Source organism: Lipingzhangella rawalii (genome assembly GCF_031628175.1).
Taxonomy (GTDB): domain Bacteria; phylum Actinomycetota; class Actinomycetes; order Streptosporangiales; family Streptosporangiaceae; genus Lipingzhangella_A; species Lipingzhangella_A rawalii.
The window spans coordinates 389,716-410,317 of the sequence record NZ_JAVLVT010000001.1 but is presented as its reverse complement, the minus strand read 5'-3'; the positions used below and the strand labels follow the sequence as shown (position 1 = coordinate 410,317).

Below are 20,602 nucleotides of genomic sequence, written 5' to 3'. Positions count from 1 at the left end.
GGTCGCCCGCCCCGCCGCACCTACCAGCCGCGTTCGGCCAGCCAGTCGTGCAGGTGACGTGCGACCACATCCACATCACCCTCCAGCATGCTGAAGTGATCCCCGGGCACCTCCAGTACCGTATGGGGCAGATCCCAGGTGAACGGAGCCAGAGCTTGGCCATCGCGGTCGATGGTGGGCTCCTGCGGACGCAGAATCACCGTGGGGGTCGTGATGGGCTGCGGCTGCCAATCCCGAAACAGCCGCAGATACGCCCCCATCGCGGTCAACCGCACGCTGTCCATGATCCCCAACAGCTCGGCCCGCTGGACCACTCCGGTCTCGACAGTCGCGTTGAGCGTGCGGTCCGTTGGCGCGGGCGCGTCCAACAGGGCCAGCGCTTGCGGAAACAGCCGGCGATGCTCCAGGTGCTGGGTGACCTCCTGAGCCAGCCATCCGCCGGAGGATCGCCCCACCACAACAAATGGCCGATCGCCGACACTGTGCGCGATGGTGTCCGCGTGCAGCCGCGCTACCACCTCTACGTTATTGGGCAACGGTTCCGCTGCGCCGAAGCCGGGATGCGGCAGTACCTCAACCTCACGTAGCCCCGTCACTCCCGCAGAAAAGCGCGCGTACTCCTGAACCCCCGAAATCATCAGCAAGGACGGCAAACAGACCAGCACCGGGTACGAGGCCGCCTGCTGAGATAGGCGCACCGGATCCCGTGGCTCCGCAAGCTCCACGGGAACGGCGAAGCTGGCGCGTACCTGGGCCGCAGCTTCGACCAGCTGGAACCCTTCGGCAATCTTGCCCTGGTGGCAGCACTGTTCAAACAGAGTGACCAGGGCTTCCCCCACATCACCGCTCGCTCCGTCCCCGATCCCATCCTCGGTGGAGTCCTCCTGCCCTGTCGAGAGTCTCGACAGCTGGTCCTGGAGATGCTGAGCGACCGCTGCTGGCGTGGTGTATTGGAAAACGAGCCCAGCCGGCAGGTGCAGCCCGGTGGCCATTGCCAGGTGGTTGCGCAGTTCCACCGCAGTCAACGAGTCGAAGCCCAACTCCAGGAAGGCATCCTCGGTAGTGATGTCCGACGGCTGGGAATGACCGAGAATCTCGGCTGTTCGAGCGCGCACCAGCTCCAGCAGAACCGAATACCGTTTCTCGAGGGGCAGGTCCACCAGGGAGTTCGGATCCTCCGTACGAGCTTCGCCCGCCGCCAACGGGCGGGGCGCCGCTATGAGACCACGAAACAGCGGGTCCACCTTTCCGCTGCGCCTGGCGCGGGCACGCACCGCCGCCGTATCCAGCGGAACCGGAAGGATATGGGGTTCGTCGGCGGCCAGTGCCGCATCGAACAGGGCCAAGCCCCCCTCGGTACTCACCGGACCCGCCATACCTAGGCGCGCATAGCGTCGAAGATCAGTGTTGTTCACCTTGGCGGTCAGCTGACTACGCCGTTCCCACAGTCCCCACGCCAGCGACGTCGCGGGCAACCCTTGCTTTCGACGGTAGGTGGCGAGCGCATCCAGGAAGCTGTTTGCGGCAGCGTAGTTTGCTTGCCCCGCGCCCCCAAAGGTGCCGGCAGCCGAGGAGAACAGAACAAACGCCTCCAGGTCGTGTCCCTGGGTGAGTTCGTGTAAGTGTATCGCCGCGTCGACCTTCGGACGTAGCACAGTCTCGATCTGCGGCGGGGTCAGTGCCCCGACCGTTGCGTCGTCGAGTGTTCCCGCAATGTGTATTACCGCGGAAAGGGGGCGATGGGTCGGGATAGCGTCGAGGACCGCACGCAGGGCTTCTCGATCGGCTACGTCACAGGCCACGGATTCGACACTGGTCCCGTTCGCAACCAACTCCGCTTCCACGTGGGGATCCAAGGATCCGGTGCGGCTCAGGAGTAGTAGGTGCGAGACCTCGTATCGGGAGGCCAGATGGTGGGTTATGCTCTGCCCCAGGGTTCCGCCTGCACCGGTCACCAGGACTGTTCCGGTTCGCGGCAACGTCACTGGCTCGGTATCGTTAGTAGTCTGGATCCGTGCCAATCGTGGGGCATACAACTGTCCCGCACGCACTGCCAGCTGGGGCTCGTCGAGATCCAGGAGCGTCGTCGATAGCTGGCGAACAGCGCTGGGTGCATCCTCCAGATCCATCAGCACACAACGCTGAGGGTACTCCCGCTGGATGGAACGGACCAGCCCCCACACGGCCGCCGCTGAGAGGTCAGCGACCGGCTCACCGTCGACCACGGACACGGCACGCCGAGTAAGCACCACCACGGGTACCTCGTCAAAGCGACTATCGCTGAACCAGCGTTGCAGCAGAGATAGCACCTCTTGGGTAACGGTGTGGGTCGCTGTAACGGTGGTACCTGCGTCTACGGCGACCGGTACCAGCATCGCGTGCGGCGCGGCAGCCCTGTGACCATCTGCCGTGGCCGCGTCCATACGTTCCGCAATTTCGTCCAGAGTAGCGTGGGTTTGAACCGAATGCCCCTGTCGGGTGAGCGCCTCGGCGATGCCCAGATGGTCCGGCCCGAGTACGGTCCAGTGTGTCGCCGTGGCCTGGGGGGCGTATTCCAGCACGGGCCACTCCAAGCGGTAGAGCTCTAGGCGATCCGCATTGGCACGGGTGAGCTGGTCACGTTGGGCCGGCCGGAGCTGGAGGGACTCGATGGACGCAACCGGTGTTCCGGTTGGATCGCTGAGTTCAAGCCGTGCCTGCCCTTCCCCACCGGGACGGACATGCACCCGCACCTGGGTGGCTCCGGTGGTATACAGACGGATCCCGTTCCAGCTGAAGGGCAACCGGGTGTCGTCACGTTCCTCATGGCTCTGCCGCGTAACGGGCGTCAGGCTCGCCAGGACGTGCTGCGCGGCATCGAGCAAGGCGGGATGAAGGCAGTAGTTCTCCGCCTCGCTGCGTTGCTCCTCTCCCAGGTCAACCTCGGCATACAGGTCGCGTTCCTGCTGCCAGGCACGAGTCACGCCTTGAAATGCGGGGCCGTAGCCGTAGCCCAGCTCGTCCAACCGCGTGTACAGCTCGGTTACGGACAGTGGCGTGGCTTCGGGATGCGGCACGGTGGTGGTGTGCTGCGGACGCGCAACGGCATCGGGGGCGAGCGTTGCGGTGACGTGTTGGACCCAGGCGTGTTGCTCTATGGGGTCGGCTTCAGCAACGGCGGAACTCACACGCAGCTCCCGGCGCCCCTGCGGGTCGGGGGCATCCACCGTGACCTGCAAGCGCTTGGTCTGCCCCTCGGCCAGCGGCAGGGGGGTGTGGATCACCAGTTCCGCAACGGTGCCGAGTCCGATGCGCTGGCCAACATACAGCGCTAGGTCCACGAACGCGGTCCCCGGCAACAGGGTCTGTCCCAGGGCGGTGTGGTCGCCCAGCCAGGGGTGAGTGTCCAGGTTGATGTGTCCGCTTATCACATAGCCGTCCCGGTCAGCCAAGGAGACCGCAGTGTCCAGCAGTGGATGGTCCAACGCTTCGGGATCGTTGGAAGTGGGGACGATGCCATCGGGGGTGGCTGAGAGCCAGAAGTGCTGGTGTTCGAAGGGATAGGTGGGCAGTTCCGGGGGGCTGGTGGAAGGTGGGGGCAGCAGCTGAGGCCAATCGACGGTAAGGCCATGAACGTGGGCACGGGCGAGGGCTATGGCGAGTTGGGTGGCCTCGTCTCCCGCGTCACGGTGCAGGGTGTGCAGCACGACGCTGTTGGGAGAGGGTGCCTCGGCGAGGGTGTCGATCAGGGTTGGGCCCAGGCTGGGATGCGGACTGACGTCGAGGAACACGGAGGGCTGGTGGGCAAGCAGGGCCTTGGTGGCGCTGTGAAACTGGACCGGGTACCGGAGATTGCGGTACCAGTAGTCGGCGTTAAGGGGGGTGGTGGGCACTACCCAGTCGGCGGTGAGAGTGGAGTACATCGGAACGCGGGGCGGCTGGGGGGTGATTCCGGCCAAGTCATTTCGGATGTGTGGGCGTAGTGGTTCCATGGCCGCGGTGTGAGAGGCGTAGTCCACGGGCAGGATGCTGGCGCGTACGTCGAGCCGGGCGCACTGGTCCACCACGGCCTCCACAGCAGCGAGACGGCCCGCGACCACGGTGGCGTTGGGACCGTTGACTGCCGCCAACTCCACTTCGGACTCGGGGTCGATCAGAGGGCGAACCTGGTCGGCGTTGGTGGCAAGTGCCGCCATCGCGCCCGGTGGGGCGTTGGCGGCAATAGCCTGACTACGGCGGGCCACCACGAGGGCGGCGTCCTCCAGGGACAGGGCACCGGCGACGGTGGCCGCGGCGATTTCGCCTTGGGAGTGGCCTACCACCATGGCTGGCTCTACTCCACTGGAACGCCACACCTCGGCCAGCGACACCATCACTGCCCACAACACTGGTTGGACTACATCCACACGTCGCAGGTCACTGTCGTGATTTTCCCCGCGCAGCACCGCACGCACCGACCAGTCCACCCACGGGGCGAGTGCCTTCTCACACGCCGCGATCCACTCCGCGAACACCTCAGAGGAATCTAAGAGGCCGGCACCCATCCCCACCCACTGCGCCCCCTGGCCCCCAAACACGAACACCGCCGCTCGGGATGCGTTCGCCTGCCCGTTTACCAGGCCAGAGGCAGGACGGTTCTCGGCGAGACTGGTAAGTTGGCTGTGAAAGCCGGCGAGGTCGCGGTCCACAATCGCGGCCCGATACGGGAACTGCGTGCGCTGGGTTGCCAGCGACCACGCGATGCCGACCGGATCGACCTCCGGCTCAGCCTCGATACGATCCGCGAGTTGGCGAGCCTGCCGACGTAGTGCCGCAGAACTGCGGGCTGACAGGAGCCATGGCAGCGTCCTTCCTTTCCCAACAACCATCTCTGCCTCGATCGCGGTCTCCGTTCGGATCGCCGAGCAGGACTGTGTCTCACCCCCCTGCACAGAGTCCGGTCGTGGATCTTGGGATGCCTCGGGGGTGGGGGCTTGTTCGAGGACGAGGTGGGCGTTGGTACCACTGACGCCGAATGCTGACACCGCCGCCCGGCGGGGCCGGCCCATATCCGGCCAGTCCCGAGCCCGCGTCAACAACGCAAGCCCGGAACGACTCCAGTCCAGATGCGGCGTGGGCTCATCCACATGCAACGTGCACGGCAGATGCGCATGCCGGATCGCCTCGATCATCTTGATCATCCCCGCCATACCCGCCGCGGCGCCGGTGTGGCCAAGGCAACGCGAGAACTTCGGGGCCGTGTACCACTCCCCGAGGGGGAAGCGGAGGTCTACGAGGGTTTCGAGGACCTCAGTGAGCTCACCATCCCCGAGAACGCCGAAGACGTGGAGGTCACCGCCGACCATGGGTGGGCGAACCTTCCGCTGTACCGGGCGAGCTTCACCACCGACGCCGACGGTGTGGAGGAGTTCTGCTCCGGAGAAAACATCGGCGTTTACGATATGAACCGATCGCCGGACGAAGAGGAGCGCGAACGCTTCGAGATCACCGAAGACACCGTGGACGGCATGGTCCTGTGCACCGGCGCTGGAATCGAACATCGTACCGAGCGCGAGATCATTGTCGTGTGGCCGGAGGAAGACGTCGCCTCCGTGTATGCCATCGTGGGTGAGCTTCCACATGGATGAACCGGGCACCCGATGGGCCACGGCTCCCACCACCGGAGCTGTGTAACCGTTTCCTCACCACCGCCCCACACTGTGGAGCACAGCGATCGGTGGGCTCAGCCACCCGACCGTGCCACGTACGCGGCGAGGTGCTCGCCCGTGTGCGTGGACCGCTGCGCAACGAGATCGGCGGGGATGCCCTCGAAGACAACCCGGCCACCGTCATGGCCGGCTCCGGGACCGAGGTCAATGATCCAGTCCGCGTGTGCCATCACTGCCTGATGATGTTCGATGACGACGACTGACGTCCCCCCGTCCACCAGCCGGTCGAGAAGGGCAAGCAGCTGGTCGATATCGGCGAGGTGCAGACCCGTCGTGGGCTCGTCCAGGACGTAGACACTGGCACCTTCGGCCATGTGGGTGGCCAGCTTGAGGCGCTGCCGCTCGCCCCCGGACAGGGTGGTGAGCGGCTGGCCCAGACGCAGGTATCCAAGCCCGACATCAACAAGGCGGTTCAGAATCCGCTGCGCGGCGGGTATGCGAGCCTCGCCCACCGCGTGGAACTCCGCGGCCGCACTGACCGACATCGCCAGCACCTCGGCAATATTCCGGCCCTCGAGCCGGTACTCGAGCACCGACTCCTGGAACCGCTCCCCCTCGCACTCCTCGCAGGTGGACTCGACACTGGCCATGATGCCCAGATCGGTGTAGACGACCCCGGCACCGTTACAGGTGGGACAGGCGCCCTCCGAGTTCGCACTGAACAACCCCGGTTTCACACCGTTGGCCTTCGCGAAGGCCTTGCGAATCGGGTCGAGCAGCCCGGTGTAGGTCGCGGGGTTACTCCGACGGGAACCCCGGATCGCGGCCTGATCGATCACCACCACCCCCGCACGGCCGGCCACCGAGCCGTGGATCAGAGAACTCTTTCCGGAACCCGCGACACCGGTAACCACGCACAGGACCCCAAGCGGAATGTCCACGTCAACATGGCGCAGGTTGTGCGTTGACGCACCACGAACCTCCAGCGCCGTGGACGCGTGGCGCACCGAGTCCTTGAGCACCGCCCGGTCGTCGAGATGCCGACCGGTGACGGTGTCACTGGACCGCAGCCCGGCCACGTCCCCCGCGAAACACACGGTGCCCCCCTCGGCACCGGCACCGGGGCCGAGGTCGACCACATGGTCGGCGATCATGATCGTCTCCGGTTTGTGTTCCACGACGAGCACGGTGTTGCCCTTGTCGCGCAACTGGAGCAGCAGCTCGTTCATCCGTTGGATGTCGTGGGGGTGCAGGCCGATCGTGGGCTCGTCGAAGACGTAGGTGACGTCGGTCAGCGCCGATCCGAGATGGCGCACCATCTTGGTCCGTTGGGCTTCACCGCCGGAGAGTGTGCCTGCGGCCCGGTCCAGGGAGAGATAACCCAGGCCGATCTCGGTGAACGAGTCGAGCGTATGCCGCAGTGTCGCGAGGAGGGGCTCGTATGCGGGCTCATCCAGATCACGCACCCACACCGCGAGGTCGCTGATCTGCATCGCGCAGGCATCGGCGATACTCATCCCGTTGATCTTGGAGGAGCGTGCCGCCTCGGACAGCCGGGTCCCGTCACAGTCGGGGCACGTGGTGAAAGTGATGGCCCGGTCCACGAAGGCGCGAATGTGCGGCTGCATCGCCTCCCGGTCCTTGGCCAGCATCGACTTCTGGAGTTTCGGGATGATGCCTTCGTAGGTCACGTTGATGCCGTCGACCTTGATCTTGGTGGGCTCCCGGTAGAGGAGGTCGTGCATCTCGGACTCGGTGAACTCACGGATGGGCTTGTCCGGGTCGAAGAATCCGCAGCCGAGGTAGATGCGGCCGTACCAGCCCTCTGCCCCCCACCCCGGTATCGTGAACGGCCCCTCGCGTAGGGACCTGCTGTCGTCCACCATGGCGGCGAGATTGAAGTCGGTGACCGCACCACGCCCCTCGCAGCGCGGGCACATTCCCCCCAACCGGGTGTAGGTCGCCTTTTCGGTCTTGGGTTTTCCCGGACCTCGCTCGACGGTGACCGCACCGCTGGCGCGCACCGAGGCGACGTTGAATGAGAAAGCCTGGGGCGAGCCGATGTGCGGCTGCCCCAGGCGACTGAACAGGATGCGCAGCAGCGCACCGGTGTCGGTGACGGTACCGACCGTGGAGCGTGGATCGGCACCCATGCGTTCCTGGTCGACGATAATCGCGGTTGTCAGGCCGTCGAGAACATCGACGTCGGGGCGGGCCAGGGTCGGCATGAACCCCTGGAGGAACGCGCTGTAGGTCTCATTGATCATCCGCTGGGACTCCGCGGCGATCGTGGAGAACACCAAGGAACTCTTCCCGGATCCGGACACCCCGGTGAACACCGTCAGCCGGCGCTTGGGAATCTCGACACTGACCCCGCCCAGGTTGTTCTCCCGCGCACCACGCACTCGGATGAGGTCGTGACGGTCGGCAGCGTGCACCGCGGACGTGGGCCATTCCCGTTGCTGCTCCGTACCCATTACATCTCCCTGGTGGTCACAACCCATGGGCTTGATCGTCCTGTGGTGTGGCAGCCCCGCAGCCCCGAATCCGGCAGCCCAACGGGGCAGCCGCCCGGTTCGAGCCCAAGCGGACGCCCTCCCCACCGGCTCCGCGGACACGCCGCCGGGATTCGACCCTGGTCGGATGCGCCGGCTCCCAGAGCTGGCCTCAGCTCCGTTCGATGATGCGGACCATGGATCCCGCCGGATCCCGGAAGGCGCAGTCGCGGGCTCCCCAGGGCTGGTCGGTGGGCTCCTGGACCACCTCGGCGCCACTCGCCTGAAGGTGTTCGAATGTGCTGTCCACATCGGGAGTGGCGAGATTGATGCTCGCGTAGGTGCCCTTGGCCATCATCTCGGTAATGACACGGCGCTCCTCGTCGGTGATTCCCGCCCCCGGTACCACCGGAGGCTCCAACACGATCGCGGTATCCGGCTGTCCGGGAGGACCGACCGTGATCCAACGCGTCTCACCGGAACCGACATCGCCCCGAACCTCGAAGCCAAGCGCATCCCGATAGAAGGCCAGGGATGCCTCCGGGTCGGTGTGCGGCAGGAAGCTGGTGTGAATAGTGATATCCATGCTGATCACGCTAGTTGTAGCCGAGCCTGGGAGGCTTCTCGATTCCTGATCGGTCGCGTCACCCGTTTTGCCACGCACGGTGGTATCCCCACGGCCGCCCCCGAAGCTCGACGCCGGTAGATACTGGGCGCAACACCGACCAGCTCGGTAAATCGACTGCTGAAGGTGCCCAGCGAGGCGCAGCCGACCGCGAAGCAGACCTCGGTGACGCTGAGGTCACCGCGCCACAGCAGGGCCATCGCCCGCTCGATACGTCGGGTCATGAGGTAGCTGTACGGCGACTCGCCATAGGCCAGGCGAAACTGGCGGCTAAGGTGCCCCGCCGACATGTGCACGCCACGCGCCAACGCCGTCACATCCAGGGGACGATCGTACTCCCGGTCGATACGATCCCGAACACGGCGTAGCCGCACCAGGTCACTCAGCTGCGGCCGCGCCCCGGATCTGCTGGTCACCTGTCTATCGTGCCATGTCGTCCCAGCATTTCCCAGCATTCTGGAGTCCACAGAACTGAGTGCCTGCCCGGAGCAGCCCCGCCCCGCTGTGCCCCTGGTGGCTACCCGAGTTGGGCGACCACCTCCGCGGCGGGACGTTCGCTGGCGGACCGCCATCCGGTGCCAGCCCACAGGTGAAGTGCCTCAGCCTCACCCCTGCGGGCTGCCGCGGCGCGCAGGGGTCCGGTGAGGTAGTGCACCTGCGGGTAGGCCGCAGGTGCCGCGGCGTCCTGCTCGACCAGGAAACGGTTCTCCAGCCCTCGGGCGCGGCGCCCGCTGAACGCCCGGGTCACCCGCGTCCGGGTGAAGCGCGGATCGGCCAGCGCAGCCCGGTGTGTGGCGCTGGCGCCGCTTTCCGGGCACCGCAGCAGCACGGTACCCACCTGCACCGCCGCCGCACCGGCACGCAGGGCCAGGCGGGCCGCGGCCGCGTCGGCGATGCCCCCCGCGGCCACCAAAGGCAGGTTCACCTCGGCCCGCACCGCACCCAGCAGATCCACCAAGGGTGTGGTCCGCTCGTGGACATCGTCGAAGGATCCCTGGTGTCCGCCAGCTTCGGTCCCCTGCACGCACAACGCGTCCATACCTGCCTCCGCAGCCAACCGGGCCTCGGCCGTGCTGGTCACGGTCGCCATCAACAGGCTCCCCGCCCGCCGCAGCTGACGCCGCTGCTGCGGCGTGGGCAAGCCGAACGTGAAACTCACCACGGCGACCGGATCTGCGGCAAGGTGGGCGACCTTGGCGGAGTAGTCGTCATCGTGCCACTCGGCCGGCCCCGGCTCCACACCCAGGCGGTGCGCCTCGGGCGCGATCCGGTCTCGGTAGGCAGCAACCGGGGCGGGCTGTGCCGTGTCACGGCCGGGCACGAACAGGTTCACGCCGAAAGGGGCGCTGGTGAGCGCACGCAGCTGCTGGATCTGCTGGGCCATCGCCGCAACAGTGCGATACCCACCTGCCAGAAAACCCAAGCCACCGCCGGAAGCCGTGGCCGCAGCCAGTGCGGGCGTACTCACACCACCCGCCATGGGAGCCGCCACGATCGGTCTGTGCAGTTCCGTGAGCATCTACCCGTCCTCCGGCCACGCGCTCCCCAGAGAATGCGATGGTTCCGGTGTGTTCCGTCTCATCGCCAGCACGACGACGGCGAGGAGTCAAACCTCACCTTCAACCGTGTCGTCCCGCCACACCATGATTCCAGCCTCCTGGTCGGCGGCCTGCAACAGACGCCGAAACGCGGCGCGCTCATGACCGAGCACCGCAAGTTCCCACACGCAGGGAGACAGGCCGGCCGGAGCCGGACGGAGTCGTGCCGGCTGGCCCCGCGGCCCGACGAAGATCGTCGTTCGGGACATGAAGCCTTCGACCCAGTTCAACAGGACCACATAGTCGCCGTCGGCACCGCGGTGCACGATCACCGTTCCCAGGCCCAGGGCGCCCACCGCCACGTCCGTGCGCGTCTGGGCTACCGTCAAATCGTGCGCACGCTCCACCAGCGCCTCATCCACCTCGTCCCCGGAGGCCGTGAGGGCGTAGGCCTTGAGCAGCATGCCACTGGCCTCCCACAATTCCAGGGGCCGGACCGTGCGCGGTGCGTACGTAGCGGCGAGATCGCGCAGCGCTGCCCGGTCGAATGTGTCTCTCACCGTGGCCTCCCGCGTCGATGTGCATTCGGTGCACTGTGCCGGATCGTTGCCGGATCGCTCCGCACCGCGGAGACCAGGCTAACCGCTGACGCCTGCCTGGAACACGTGCCGTGGCGTGGCTCCCGGCTGTTACGGCGCCCCACCCCCGCCCGAGGATCCACCCCGGCCCAAGACATTGACGCCAGTCAGCGAGTACACCAGGGCAGAAACGGCGGCCGCACCCAGAAACAGCCACCCCGCCGGTCCCGGCGGATCGCCGCCAAACACCAGCAGCAGGGTGAGCCCCAAGAGCGCAACGACGCTGTAGATCGTGTAGTAAATGATGTGTTCTCGTCGATCGGCCGTGGCCATGACGCGACTCCGTTTCCTCGCGGCGAAGCTACCCGTGGGGAGCGGGGACGCACAACACCACGGGGACGAGTAGCCCACGACGACCTGGCAGGCTGGATACCCGGCCCATCATCCACAGCAGGGAGGACACTGTGCGGCTGCCCTCCGCACCGGACGGAACGCGGGGTTGCGCGGCGATCGGACGCTATCTGAACGAACCGATCGCCGGCACCGCAGCGCACGCCACGGGCTGGATTCTGCTGGAACACCCCGGAACCTGGGGTGCCAACGCACTGGCCGACAGCGTGCTGGATCCGGCGGTGGCCACGCGCCTTGCGGAGCTCAGCACGGAGTTGCCCATCCGTGCCCAGTTGATTCGTCGTCCCGACGGACGTTCACGGCCCAATGGGGGGCCACGGACGGCCTACCTCGCCCACTCCGGCCGGGACGGGCCCTGGCTGCGGCGCCTGGACCTGGCGGAGCCGCGTGCCCTCCTCGACCTGGACCTGCCCGCGGTCCTGCGTCCCGAGCCACCTGGCGTGGGCACCCAGGAACCGGAGCCGATACACCTGGTGTGCACGCACGCCAAGAAGGACGCCTGCTGCGCGATGTTGGGCCGGCCGGTGGCCGAAGCGCTGGCAGCCGCCGGACGACAGGTGTGGGAAACCTCGCACGTAGGCGGACACCGGTTCGCTGGAAACCTGGTGACACTTCCGCATGGACTGTACTTCGGCCGGCTCGACCCGCCCGCAGCCCTGCGGGTCACCGAGAAGTTCGCCTCGGGCCGCCTGGATGTGCGACACCTTCGCGGCCGCTGTGCCGACCGCCCCGAAGTGCAGGCCGCCGAGGCGGCCCTGCGCTCCCGTCTGGGAATCGATGCCCTGGATGCGGTGCAGCCACTGTGCTGGGAGACCACCAGTGAGGGGCATGTGGTGACCCTACGCGCGGACGCAACGGAACACACGGTGCGGCTGCGCACGGAACCCACCCAGCCACGGATGCCCTCCTGCGCAGCAGTGGAACCCGTTGCGGACGTGACGCTGCGCCCCGTGTAGCCCCACTGCCCACACCGTGGATCGGATTCCCGACTGGGATGCGGGATCGATGTGGACAACGGCCGGCGGCAGCCCCTCGGGCCCGGCACAGGCCCCGCACTGCACGCGGCGATAGGGTGTCGGCACTGTGTGCCCCGAACACGACGACTCGATGAAATCGCGCTGGAGGCCCGGCCGACCGTCGGCATCACAGCTCACCACTCAGGCCAGCACCTCACGCAGCAGCGAGAGATCCACGTTGCCCCCGGAAACCACGGCGACGGTACGCCCTGGCGGGGTGCGTTCCCCCAGAACGGCGGCTGTGGCCACGGCCCCGCTGGGTTCGGCGACCAGCCGGGCCTCCGTGGCCAGTCGGCGCACGGCAGTTCGGATCTCGTCCTCACGAACCGTGACGATATCGTCCAGGCGCTCGCACAGGTGGGCAAAGGTCAGCTCGGAGAGTCCCGTTCGCAGACCATCCGCAACCGTGCGGCCGGTGTGTCCGGGCGGCCAGACAGTCAACCGGCCCGTGGCCAGACTCTGCGCGGCGTCACCGGCCAGCTCCGGCTCCACCCCAACCACCGTGACCTCGGGGCGCATGCTCCGCAGGGCGGTCGCTGTCCCGGCGGCCAGGCCACCCCCACCTACCGGCACCACCACGACCTCCACATCGGGGGCCTGACTGGCGATCTCCCACCCCACCGTGCCCTGACCCGCGATGATGTCCGGGTGGTCGAACGGCGGCACGAGTGCCATCCCGGAGGACTCGGCGATCTGGCGGGCACGGTGCAGGCGGTCTGCTGGCGGAACCACCACAACCTCGGCTCCCGCCGCACGGATCGCGGCCACCTTGACCTCGGCCGCTCCCTGCGGAACCACCACAACGCAGCGCGCATCCACCGTCCGGGCGGCCTGAGCCAGGGCACGGCCATGGTTGCCCGAGGAATGGGTGACCACCCCCAGCTGACGCTGCCGAGGGCTGAGCCGAGCGAGCGCGTTGGTGGCGCCGCGCAACTTGAAGGACCCGACCGGCTGGAGGCTCTCGGGTTTGAGCATCAATTCGACCGGTCCGGGGGGACCGGCCACGAGCGGCGTGTGCGTCACCCTCCCCTGGATACGTTCGGCTGCGACACGCACGTCCTCCAGGCTGACCAAGCGCACGCTCCCCAGTATGCCGCACCTATCCTTGGAAATGATGCGTACCGACTTCGTTCCTGCCGAGCTGCCCGGACGGCGGATCTACCAGTTGTTGACGTCGCTCGTCGTTCCCCGGCCCATCGCCTGGATCTCGACAGTCTCCCCACGTGGGGTTCCCAACCTGGCGCCGCACTCCTTCTTCACCGTTGCCTGTGCCCAGCCACCGATCGTGCAGTTCACCTCGGTGGGGCGTAAGGACTCGTTGCGCAACGCCGAGGAAACCGGCGAGTTCGTGGTGAATTTCGCCCCTACCGACCTCCAGGAGGAGATCAACGCCACCGCCACCGACTTTCCGGCCGACATGGACGAGTTCACCGCAGCCGGCCTGACTCCCGAGTCCAGTACGGTGGTGACGCCGCCGCGGGTGGCGGCCTCCCCATCCGCACTGGAGTGCCGGCTGCACTCCACCGTCCCCTTGGGCGACTCCACGGTTGTGCTGGGGGAGGTCGTACACATCGCGGTCGCCGAGGAGACCCTCGTCGATGGTCTACCGGAGATCACGCGTCTGCGGCCGGTGTCCCGACTCGGCAAGAACGAGTGGGGCACAATCGGCGAAGTCACCAGCCTGGACCGGATTCGCTACTCGGACTGGCCCGCATGGCACACCCCGCAGCACCCGACCACCTCTGTGTAGGAGCAATGCCGTCTCGGTGCGTTCCAACAGCACTCCGGTCGTGTTCCGGTCCTGATAACGGCCGCAACGGCCCCAATCTCAGCCACAAACCGGCACAGATCACAGAATCCCCGTGCGGATGTTCCCGATCCGGCGATCACTCCGGTCGCCACCAGGCGGAGCAACCGTGCCGGTCGTAGGGTCGTAGTGGGAGGCCGAACCACGACCCGAATCGGATACGGCCCACTACTCACCAGAAACCGAAGTGCACCAGTGCCGCGTTCGTTGTGAGGATCACCAACAGCGCCAGCACCACCCCCACGACGAAGCTGCTGCGTAGTGACTGAAACAGCCAGCTCAGCCCGATCAAGTTGTTGAACAGGAAATAGCCCAGCATGGTTGCATGCAGCAGGCCCTCCGGCCAGGCGAAAACACCGACGTAGTACCAGGGTGTGCCCCAGTACATGTCACTGGCACTGAACCAGGCCCAGCCGTAGGCAGCGGCAACGCCCAGCGGGATCTGGACCAACGGGATGATCAACAGCGGGAAGACCGCGGCGAACGTCCACAGACTGGGCTGGCTGGCCTTGCGGGCCCGGCGGTGGGCCTGACGTGTGGCATTGCGTTCGGCGTCGAGGCGCCGTCGGTGTGCACGCTCCTCCTCGCGTCGGCGCCGCTCCCGCTCGGCGTGTTCCCGTTCGTCGGTGCGTTGGGGCGTGTCCGCCGGATGCTGCGGCTGCGCCGGACGTCCGCGGTAGAGATGCGCATAGGCGGGATCACCCCCCGCTACCTCGGTATCCGCCTGTGCGGTGGGTGGCATTGCCTGAGTGGGGCGAGGCGGATCCGGTTGGGGCGATGCCTCGAAGGCGAAGGTTTGGGCCTCGTCACCCGCGCCGGGCGCAACCGCGGTGGCCACCGATGCGTCTGTGGTCTGGGCCAGTGCCGCATTGATCTGACGGGTCTGGTGTTGCACACCTTGCATTACCGCGGGTGGAAGCCAGGATCCGCTGGCGGGCACATCCCCGATCGTGTCGAGCAGCTGTCCCGGATCGGGACGCACGTTTTCCTCCTTGGCCAGGCATGCGGCCACGATCCCGTGCAGCGAGGGCGGAACCGAACTGAGGTCCGGAGGGTTGTTCATAATGCGCATGACCATGGTGGGCATCGCGCCCTCCCCGAAGGGCCCAACACCAGCAGCCGCGTAGACGAGCACCGCTCCCAGGGAGAACATGTCGCTTCGGGCCGTCAACGGCTCTCCGTTCACCTGCTGCGGCGACATGAACCCGGGAGTGCCGATGACGGACTGGGTGGCGGCGGTCCCCTCACTGGCGCGAGCGATCCCGAAGTCGATCACACGTGGGCCGTCCTCGGCGAGAAGCACGTTTCCCGGTTTGAGATCCCGATGGATCAACCCGCACCGGTGGATCTCGGTGAGTGCCTCCGCCAGCCCCACGGCTAGCACCCGGACTGTGGACTCCGGCAGGGGCCCATGCTGGCGTACCGCTGTGTCCAGCGGTAGAGACGGGACATAGGACGTTACGAGCCAGGGAATCTCGCCTTCGGTATCCGCGTCGATCACCGGGGCGGTGAAAGCCCCGCTGACCTGGCGTGCCGCGGCGACCTCCCGGGCGAAACGTTCACGGAACGCTGGGTCAGCGGCCATGTGCGCATGGATCCGCTTGACCGCCACCGGGCGGCCAGCCGCCGAGCGTCCGAAGTAGACCCGTCCCATCCCGCCGGATCCGAGCCGGCCGATCAGACGGTAGCGCCCGATGCGCTCCGGGTCACCACTCGCCAGGGACTCCACTCCGTACCTCCGCAGACTGTTTCGGGCACTCTTGTGATCGTAGCTAATGTGGAGCGGGGCTGAGGTGAGGAGATGGATTACCAATCATCCACCTTTACAATGTAGATTTATAGAGGTGCACTAGAGTGCGAACCATGAATGCGCCCCTCCCTGCCGCGGAATGGTTCGCCCAGCTCCCCACCGCCTACCTCTCGGCCTCCGGACTGATCACGACCCCCGATGGCCGGGTACTGATCGTGGACCCCAACTACCGGGAGCACTGGACCCTGCCCGGCGGGGTTGTCGAGCACGGAGAACCGCCCCACCGAGCCTGCGAGCGGGAGGTCGCCGAGGAGGTCGGTCTGGACGTGACGGCCGGGAGATTTCTGGCCTGCCAGTGGAATGGCCCACGGGGGGAACGCCCACGACCCTTCCTGTCCTTGGTTTTCGACTGTGGAACCATTTCCCCGGACACTGGGATCACCCTCCAGACCGAAGAACTCGACGGCTACGACTTCGTCTCCCCCGACCAGGCGAGCACCCTGGTCCACCCCCTCGTCGCCCCCCGACTGACGGCCGCCCTACGCGCCCGCACCAGTGGCACCGTCGAGTACGTGGTCCGGGACGAGCCGTCCGCCACAACCCGAGACACAAGTCCCGGAAAGGCCTCGGTCCACTAGCACTGCAACGACAGCGTGCGGCACTATGGACCCACAAGGTGGGTGACCGTGTGTGCGCCTGCCCTTGACCTCGAAACCTGGCCGGAAGAGTTCTCCGGCGTTCTCGCCCGGTTCGCGCACCGCTTCCCGTGGGGAATCCCACCGCCAAGCCAACGCTGACCTGCGCGGAATCCGCAGTGAACTCGAACGCATGAACGGCTGTCCCCTGGCCCCGGCAGCCTGAGCGACGACATCCGCGCCACCTCCGCCCACACCACACGGCCTAAGGCGCCTCCGCCGGGCCGGCATCCGGCTGCGGACACGAGATGGCTCCCCCATGCGAGCTCTCGACCAGCGCCTGAACCTCACCGTAGGTGGGAACGCGGCACCCAGTGTCGTCCTGCTCCCCCCGGAATCGGCTGGCGGCTGCGAGCAACGCCGCAAGCGACGCACGAAACAGCCACGATCCGGTACTAATCCGTGCCACCCCCAGCTGAGCCAGCTGTGTCGGGCTGTACCAGTCCGGGACATACAGCACATTCAGTGGAACGGAAACGGCCGCAGCAAGCTGCTCGATCTCCGCCGCGGTGAGGACTCCCGGGACGAATACCCCATCGGCACCGGCATTGGCGTAGGCACGGATGCGCCTCCGGGTCTCATCAAGGTGAGGGCTGGGCTCCACCTCCAGCCATCGGGTGTCTGTGCGGGCGTTGACGAAAACGTCCGGAACCCGCTCCTTGACCGCACGGATGCGGGAACACTGCTCGGCAGTCGACGCAAGTACTCCCCCATCCCGGCCGTCCTCCAGGTTGATCCCGGCGATGCCGAGATCAACGAGGTGGCCGACCAGGTTCGCCACCCCCTCCGGGGTGTCGCTGAACCCGGCCTCGATATCCACGGTTACCGGAACGGACAGGTCACCTAGCTGCGCGGCGAGTTCCAGAGTCCGACTGCGGCTGGCACCCGTGCCGTCCACGAACCCGTGCGCCGCGGCTAGCCCCAGGCTGGTGGTCCCCACGGCAGGAAACCCGGCGGCCGCCAGTGCCGCCGCCGAGGAGAAATCCCAGGCGTTGGGCAGCAGCAGCGGGTCCCCCGCCCGATGCAGGCGATACAGGGTGTGGCTGAGGCGGGTTCGCATCATCGGTGGTCCACCTCCACCCGCTGCGGGATCCAAAGGTGCCCCGTGGGCTCGTGGATCACCGTCGGCTGGTCCGGCACGACCCGGTGAGACTCCAGCGCGTCCAGGGTTCCGGCGGCCAACGCCATGGCATGGGGGGCACCGGGACATGCACGGGGACCGAACCCGAAAGCCAGATGCTGGGTCTCGGCACGCTGCGGTACGAAACGGTGCGGCTGCGCGTACACTGCCGCATCCCGATTCGCTGCCGCCAGGTCAAGGTGCACCTCCCGACCCGCCGCGATCGATCCGTGCTCCAGCGTCGTGTGCGCCGTGGCCACCCGACGAGTGGAACGTACCGGAGGACTGTAACGCAGAGTCTCGGCCAGGAGCTGAGCCCGGGGACCGGTGTGGCTGTGGCGTGCGCTGGCGATCACGGCGTTGCCGATCAATCCCGCAGTGGCGTCGCAGGCCTGCACCAGGAGTCCGATCCGCGCGGCGCAGAGCTCGGATCCGACGATGTGTCCTGGCCGCTCCCCCACCGCCGGGGTGGCACACCTGCGGGCCAGGCGCTCAACGGCCGCATCGGCCTCCGGATCGGCCTCGGCCGCGGGTGGATAGACGCGGGCCACACACGCCACGTCCGCGGCTAGGCCCGCACCGACACCGAGCGCCATGGCCAGGGTGTCGAGTGGAACGGGGCGCGCCAGCGCACCCATGACCTCGACTGGCCCCGCTCCCCGCGCGGCCAGTCGTTGTTCGCAGCACCGACGCGCCGCGGCACGTAGTCCCCCGGTGGGGATCCGATCGAGTTCGGCAACGCCAAGGGCGCGGCGACGTGGGTGATCCTGCGGTCCGCTGAACCGGGACACCTGGTTTCGGAGCCAGGCCACGTCCCGGAGTAACGCCTGGGAGTGTCCCCGGGGCGATGTCGGCGCGTTCGGGCCGGGGACACTGAACTCAGGACTGCTCAGGACCGCCCGAACGCCAGCATGGGTCTGCACGATCTGGGGATGAAATGTCATGCGGCAACGCTAGGACTGCGACATTTCGGTGGCGGCCGAAACGTCGCGGGGCAGACTGGGGACCATGACATCTCCACCGGGGCGACGGCTGGCGCGGCTGGCCGGCCTGTTGGCCGACACCACCCGTTGCGCACTGTGTCTGGCCCTGTTGGACGGACGCGCCTGGACGGTGCGGGAGCTCGCCGCATATGCCGGTGTGGCACCCTCCACCGCGAGCGAGCACCTGAACCGACTGGTGGACGCTGGCCTGCTGGTCGAACACCGGCAGGGGCGACACCGGTACGTGCAGCTGGCCGGGGCGCACGTCGCCGCCCTCCTCGAAGAGTTGGCCCGCATCTCGGGAGAGGACGCGAGAAGCTCCGGGGCGGATTCCGCGTCGGTCCGCCGGAGTTCGTTGCGGGCGGTGACCGCCGCCGGGGCGCTGGCCCGCGGACGCACCTGCTTTGACCACGTGGCGGGGCGCCTGGGAGTCGTACTGACCGATGGCCTGATTGCCGCGGGTCATCTGGACGACACTGCGGCACTGGCACTCACGCCCCAGGGGTGGATCTGGTTCACCCAGCGGCTCGGTGTTGCCGAGGCCGAGTTGCGCTCACGCCGCCGTCCGGTGACTCGTGCCTGCCTGGACTGGACCGAGCGGCGACGCCACCTGGCCGGACTGGCCGGCGCGTGCCTCTACCGGCAGCTGGTCGAACGGGGCTGGGTGGTACGGGTGGGCTCCGGGCGGGCGGCGCGCATCACCGCGCAGGGCAAGGCCGCGCTGGCCCATGAGTTGAACATTGCCGCGGCGGCCTGGGAGGAGGATCCCGACGGCCGTCGCGCCATACCAGAGGAGTGATGAGGCCCATCGCCAGCGCGCTGACCGCGAAGGCACCGGAGATCCCCAGGCCGGAGGCCACCATACCCACAACGAGGGCACCCGCACCGACGCCGGCGTCGTAACCGAGGTTCCACACGGTACTGGCCGATCCCGTTCCCGCTGGTCCCGCACGGTGGAACATCACCACCAGGGTGTCGTTCTGTACGACACCGAAACCGGTGCCGTACAGAGTGGCGGCCGCCAGAGTCAGTACAGCCACGCCCACGGAGGCGTGTGCCTCGGATCCCGCCGCTAGGGCCAGCCCACCCATTCCCAGACATGCCACGGTGAGTCCGGGCAGGGTCAGTCGTCCGGGCGCGGTGCGATCGGTCAACACTCCGCCACCCCACCGGCCTGCTACCACTCCCAGGTAGAGCAGGAACAGGGCGGCCGGCGCTAGCTCGGGTTGGGCCAGGGCGAGGAACGACGTCACCCCGCCGGTGGCCGACGCGCAGGCCAGCATCACGATCCAGGGCGTGGCCAGCACCCGCACGGGCCAGCTGGGCACCTCGGGGGCGTCAACCTGGGTGTCGGTCTCGGGGTGGTAGGTGTGTTGGATCCCGACGGGGCTGGTCATCAACGCCAGAAGTGGTACGGCGGCGGCACACAACACCCCGGTGGCCACGAACACGGCGTGGAACCCAGCATGTTGGGCGTACCACACCCCCAGCGGCAGGGCCAGCACGTGTGGGATTCCAACGGCCATACCGTAGAGTCCCACTGCTGTCCCCCGCCGGGCCGGGGTGACCAGTGTGGCGACCAGGGCACTGCCGCTGACCACGACCATGCCGAATCCAGCCCCACGCACCACCGAGACGGCCAATACCCAGGACAGATCGGCACTCACGGAGTACGCAAGGGTGGGCAGGCCCAGCAGGAGCGCACCCACGGCGAACACGAGTCGAAGCCCGAACCGCCTCAGGATCCAAGGCATGAGGGTCTGCACCCCGACCGTGGCAGCCATCATCGTGCCGGTGATGCTCCCCAGGCCACTGGTGTCGGCACCGGCCTGGGCTGACCACAGCGGCAGGACCGACAGCAGGGGAGCGAAATTGGTGCAGGTCAGGACGGTGGCGGTCAGCAACAGCACAAAGTTGCGTCCGAGTAGGGCAGCACCGGCGGTGGGGGGCGTCATAG

The 20,602-nt window shown here is 67.4% G+C and carries 17 protein-coding genes; 5 read left to right on the top strand and 12 right to left on the bottom strand.

Features of this window, described 5'->3' with window-relative positions; genetic code table 11:
- Positions 1-20: 20 nt before the first annotated feature.
- On the bottom strand, positions 21-5,159 hold the full coding sequence (locus tag RIF23_RS01780) for an SDR family NAD(P)-dependent oxidoreductase (RefSeq protein WP_407659353.1): 5,139 nt from the start codon (positions 5,157-5,159) through the stop codon (positions 21-23).
- Between RIF23_RS01780 and RIF23_RS01775 the strand changes: the two genes are divergently transcribed.
- Entirely contained in the window at positions 5,130-5,606 is a 477-nt protein-coding gene (locus tag RIF23_RS01775; RefSeq protein ID WP_310910536.1) for a hypothetical protein, read from the top strand. The two genes, RIF23_RS01780 and RIF23_RS01775, sit on opposite strands and share 30 nt — an antisense overlap.
- 95 nt (positions 5,607-5,701) lie before the next feature.
- On the opposite strand, the gene RIF23_RS01770 is transcribed toward RIF23_RS01775, so the two are convergent.
- The 6 genes from RIF23_RS01770 to RIF23_RS01745 all read right to left on the bottom strand — a co-directional run bounded on the left by RIF23_RS01770 (position 5,702) and on the right by RIF23_RS01745 (position 11,196).
- Positions 5,702-8,104 carry an excinuclease ABC subunit UvrA gene (locus tag RIF23_RS01770; protein ID WP_310910535.1) on the bottom strand — a complete coding sequence of 801 codons (2,403 nt, stop codon included), beginning with the start codon at positions 8,102-8,104 and terminating at the stop codon, positions 5,702-5,704.
- 190 nt (positions 8,105-8,294) lie between these two features.
- Positions 8,295-8,708, bottom strand: coding sequence for a VOC family protein (locus RIF23_RS01765; protein WP_310910534.1), 414 nt, complete (start codon positions 8,706-8,708; stop codon positions 8,295-8,297).
- 5 nt (positions 8,709-8,713) lie between these two features.
- Positions 8,714-9,163 (bottom strand): helix-turn-helix transcriptional regulator, encoded by a 450-nt coding sequence (locus tag RIF23_RS01760; RefSeq protein ID WP_310910533.1) that lies wholly within the window; start codon positions 9,161-9,163, stop codon positions 8,714-8,716.
- A gap of 101 nt (positions 9,164-9,264) precedes the next feature.
- On the bottom strand, positions 9,265-10,266 hold the full coding sequence (locus RIF23_RS01755) for a nitronate monooxygenase (RefSeq protein WP_310910531.1): 1,002 nt from the start codon (positions 10,264-10,266) through the stop codon (positions 9,265-9,267).
- Between the two features lie 87 nt (positions 10,267-10,353).
- Positions 10,354-10,845, bottom strand: a complete 492-nt coding sequence (locus tag RIF23_RS01750; RefSeq protein WP_310910529.1) for a hypothetical protein — start codon at positions 10,843-10,845, stop codon at positions 10,354-10,356.
- Between the two features lie 129 nt (positions 10,846-10,974).
- Entirely contained in the window at positions 10,975-11,196 is a 222-nt protein-coding gene (locus tag RIF23_RS01745; RefSeq protein WP_310910527.1) for a hypothetical protein, read from the bottom strand.
- Between the two features lie 131 nt (positions 11,197-11,327).
- On the opposite strand from RIF23_RS01745, the gene RIF23_RS01740 reads away from it, so the two are divergent.
- Positions 11,328-12,230 carry a sucrase ferredoxin gene (locus RIF23_RS01740; protein ID WP_310910526.1) on the top strand — a complete coding sequence of 301 codons (903 nt, stop codon included), beginning with the start codon at positions 11,328-11,330 and terminating at the stop codon, positions 12,228-12,230.
- A 201-nt stretch (positions 12,231-12,431) separates the two neighbouring features.
- Here RIF23_RS01740 and RIF23_RS01735 read toward each other — a convergent pair whose 3' ends face one another.
- Positions 12,432-13,370, bottom strand: a complete 939-nt coding sequence (locus RIF23_RS01735; RefSeq protein ID WP_310910525.1) for a threonine ammonia-lyase — start codon at positions 13,368-13,370, stop codon at positions 12,432-12,434.
- Positions 13,371-13,404: 34 nt separating this feature from the next.
- Here RIF23_RS01735 and RIF23_RS01730 point away from each other — a divergent pair, with 34 nt between their 5' ends.
- Positions 13,405-14,040: a flavin reductase family protein gene (locus tag RIF23_RS01730; protein WP_310911208.1), complete on the top strand. Its 636-nt coding sequence runs from the start codon at positions 13,405-13,407 to the stop codon at positions 14,038-14,040.
- 229 nt (positions 14,041-14,269) lie between these two features.
- On the opposite strand, the gene RIF23_RS01725 is transcribed toward RIF23_RS01730, so the two are convergent.
- Entirely contained in the window at positions 14,270-15,826 is a 1,557-nt protein-coding gene (locus RIF23_RS01725) for a serine/threonine protein kinase (protein WP_310910524.1), read from the bottom strand.
- Positions 15,827-15,960: 134 nt separating this feature from the next.
- Between RIF23_RS01725 and RIF23_RS01720 the strand changes: the two genes are divergently transcribed.
- Entirely contained in the window at positions 15,961-16,485 is a 525-nt protein-coding gene (locus RIF23_RS01720; RefSeq protein ID WP_310910523.1) for an NUDIX hydrolase, read from the top strand.
- A 262-nt stretch (positions 16,486-16,747) separates the two neighbouring features.
- Here the strand turns inward: RIF23_RS01720 and RIF23_RS01715 are convergent, their stop codons facing one another.
- Both RIF23_RS01715 and RIF23_RS01710 read right to left on the bottom strand, forming a co-directional pair.
- Positions 16,748-17,605 carry an isocitrate lyase/PEP mutase family protein gene (locus tag RIF23_RS01715; RefSeq protein ID WP_310910522.1) on the bottom strand — a complete coding sequence of 286 codons (858 nt, stop codon included), beginning with the start codon at positions 17,603-17,605 and terminating at the stop codon, positions 16,748-16,750.
- The gene (locus RIF23_RS01710) at positions 17,602-18,606 is read right to left on the bottom strand and encodes a cytochrome P450 (RefSeq protein WP_310910521.1); all 1,005 of its coding nucleotides are present in this window, start codon (positions 18,604-18,606) and stop codon (positions 17,602-17,604) included. Before RIF23_RS01710 ends, RIF23_RS01715 begins: the two co-directional genes overlap by 4 nt.
- Positions 18,607-18,670: 64 nt before the next feature.
- On the opposite strand from RIF23_RS01710, the gene RIF23_RS01705 reads away from it, so the two are divergent.
- Positions 18,671-19,444, top strand: coding sequence for an ArsR/SmtB family transcription factor (locus tag RIF23_RS01705; protein ID WP_310910519.1), 774 nt, complete (start codon positions 18,671-18,673; stop codon positions 19,442-19,444).
- On the opposite strand, the gene RIF23_RS01700 is transcribed toward RIF23_RS01705, so the two are convergent.
- Positions 19,344-20,600, bottom strand: a complete 1,257-nt coding sequence (locus RIF23_RS01700; protein WP_310910518.1) for an MFS transporter — start codon at positions 20,598-20,600, stop codon at positions 19,344-19,346. The genes RIF23_RS01705 and RIF23_RS01700 overlap by 101 nt on opposite strands.
- Between the last annotated feature and the right edge of the window lie 2 nt (positions 20,601-20,602).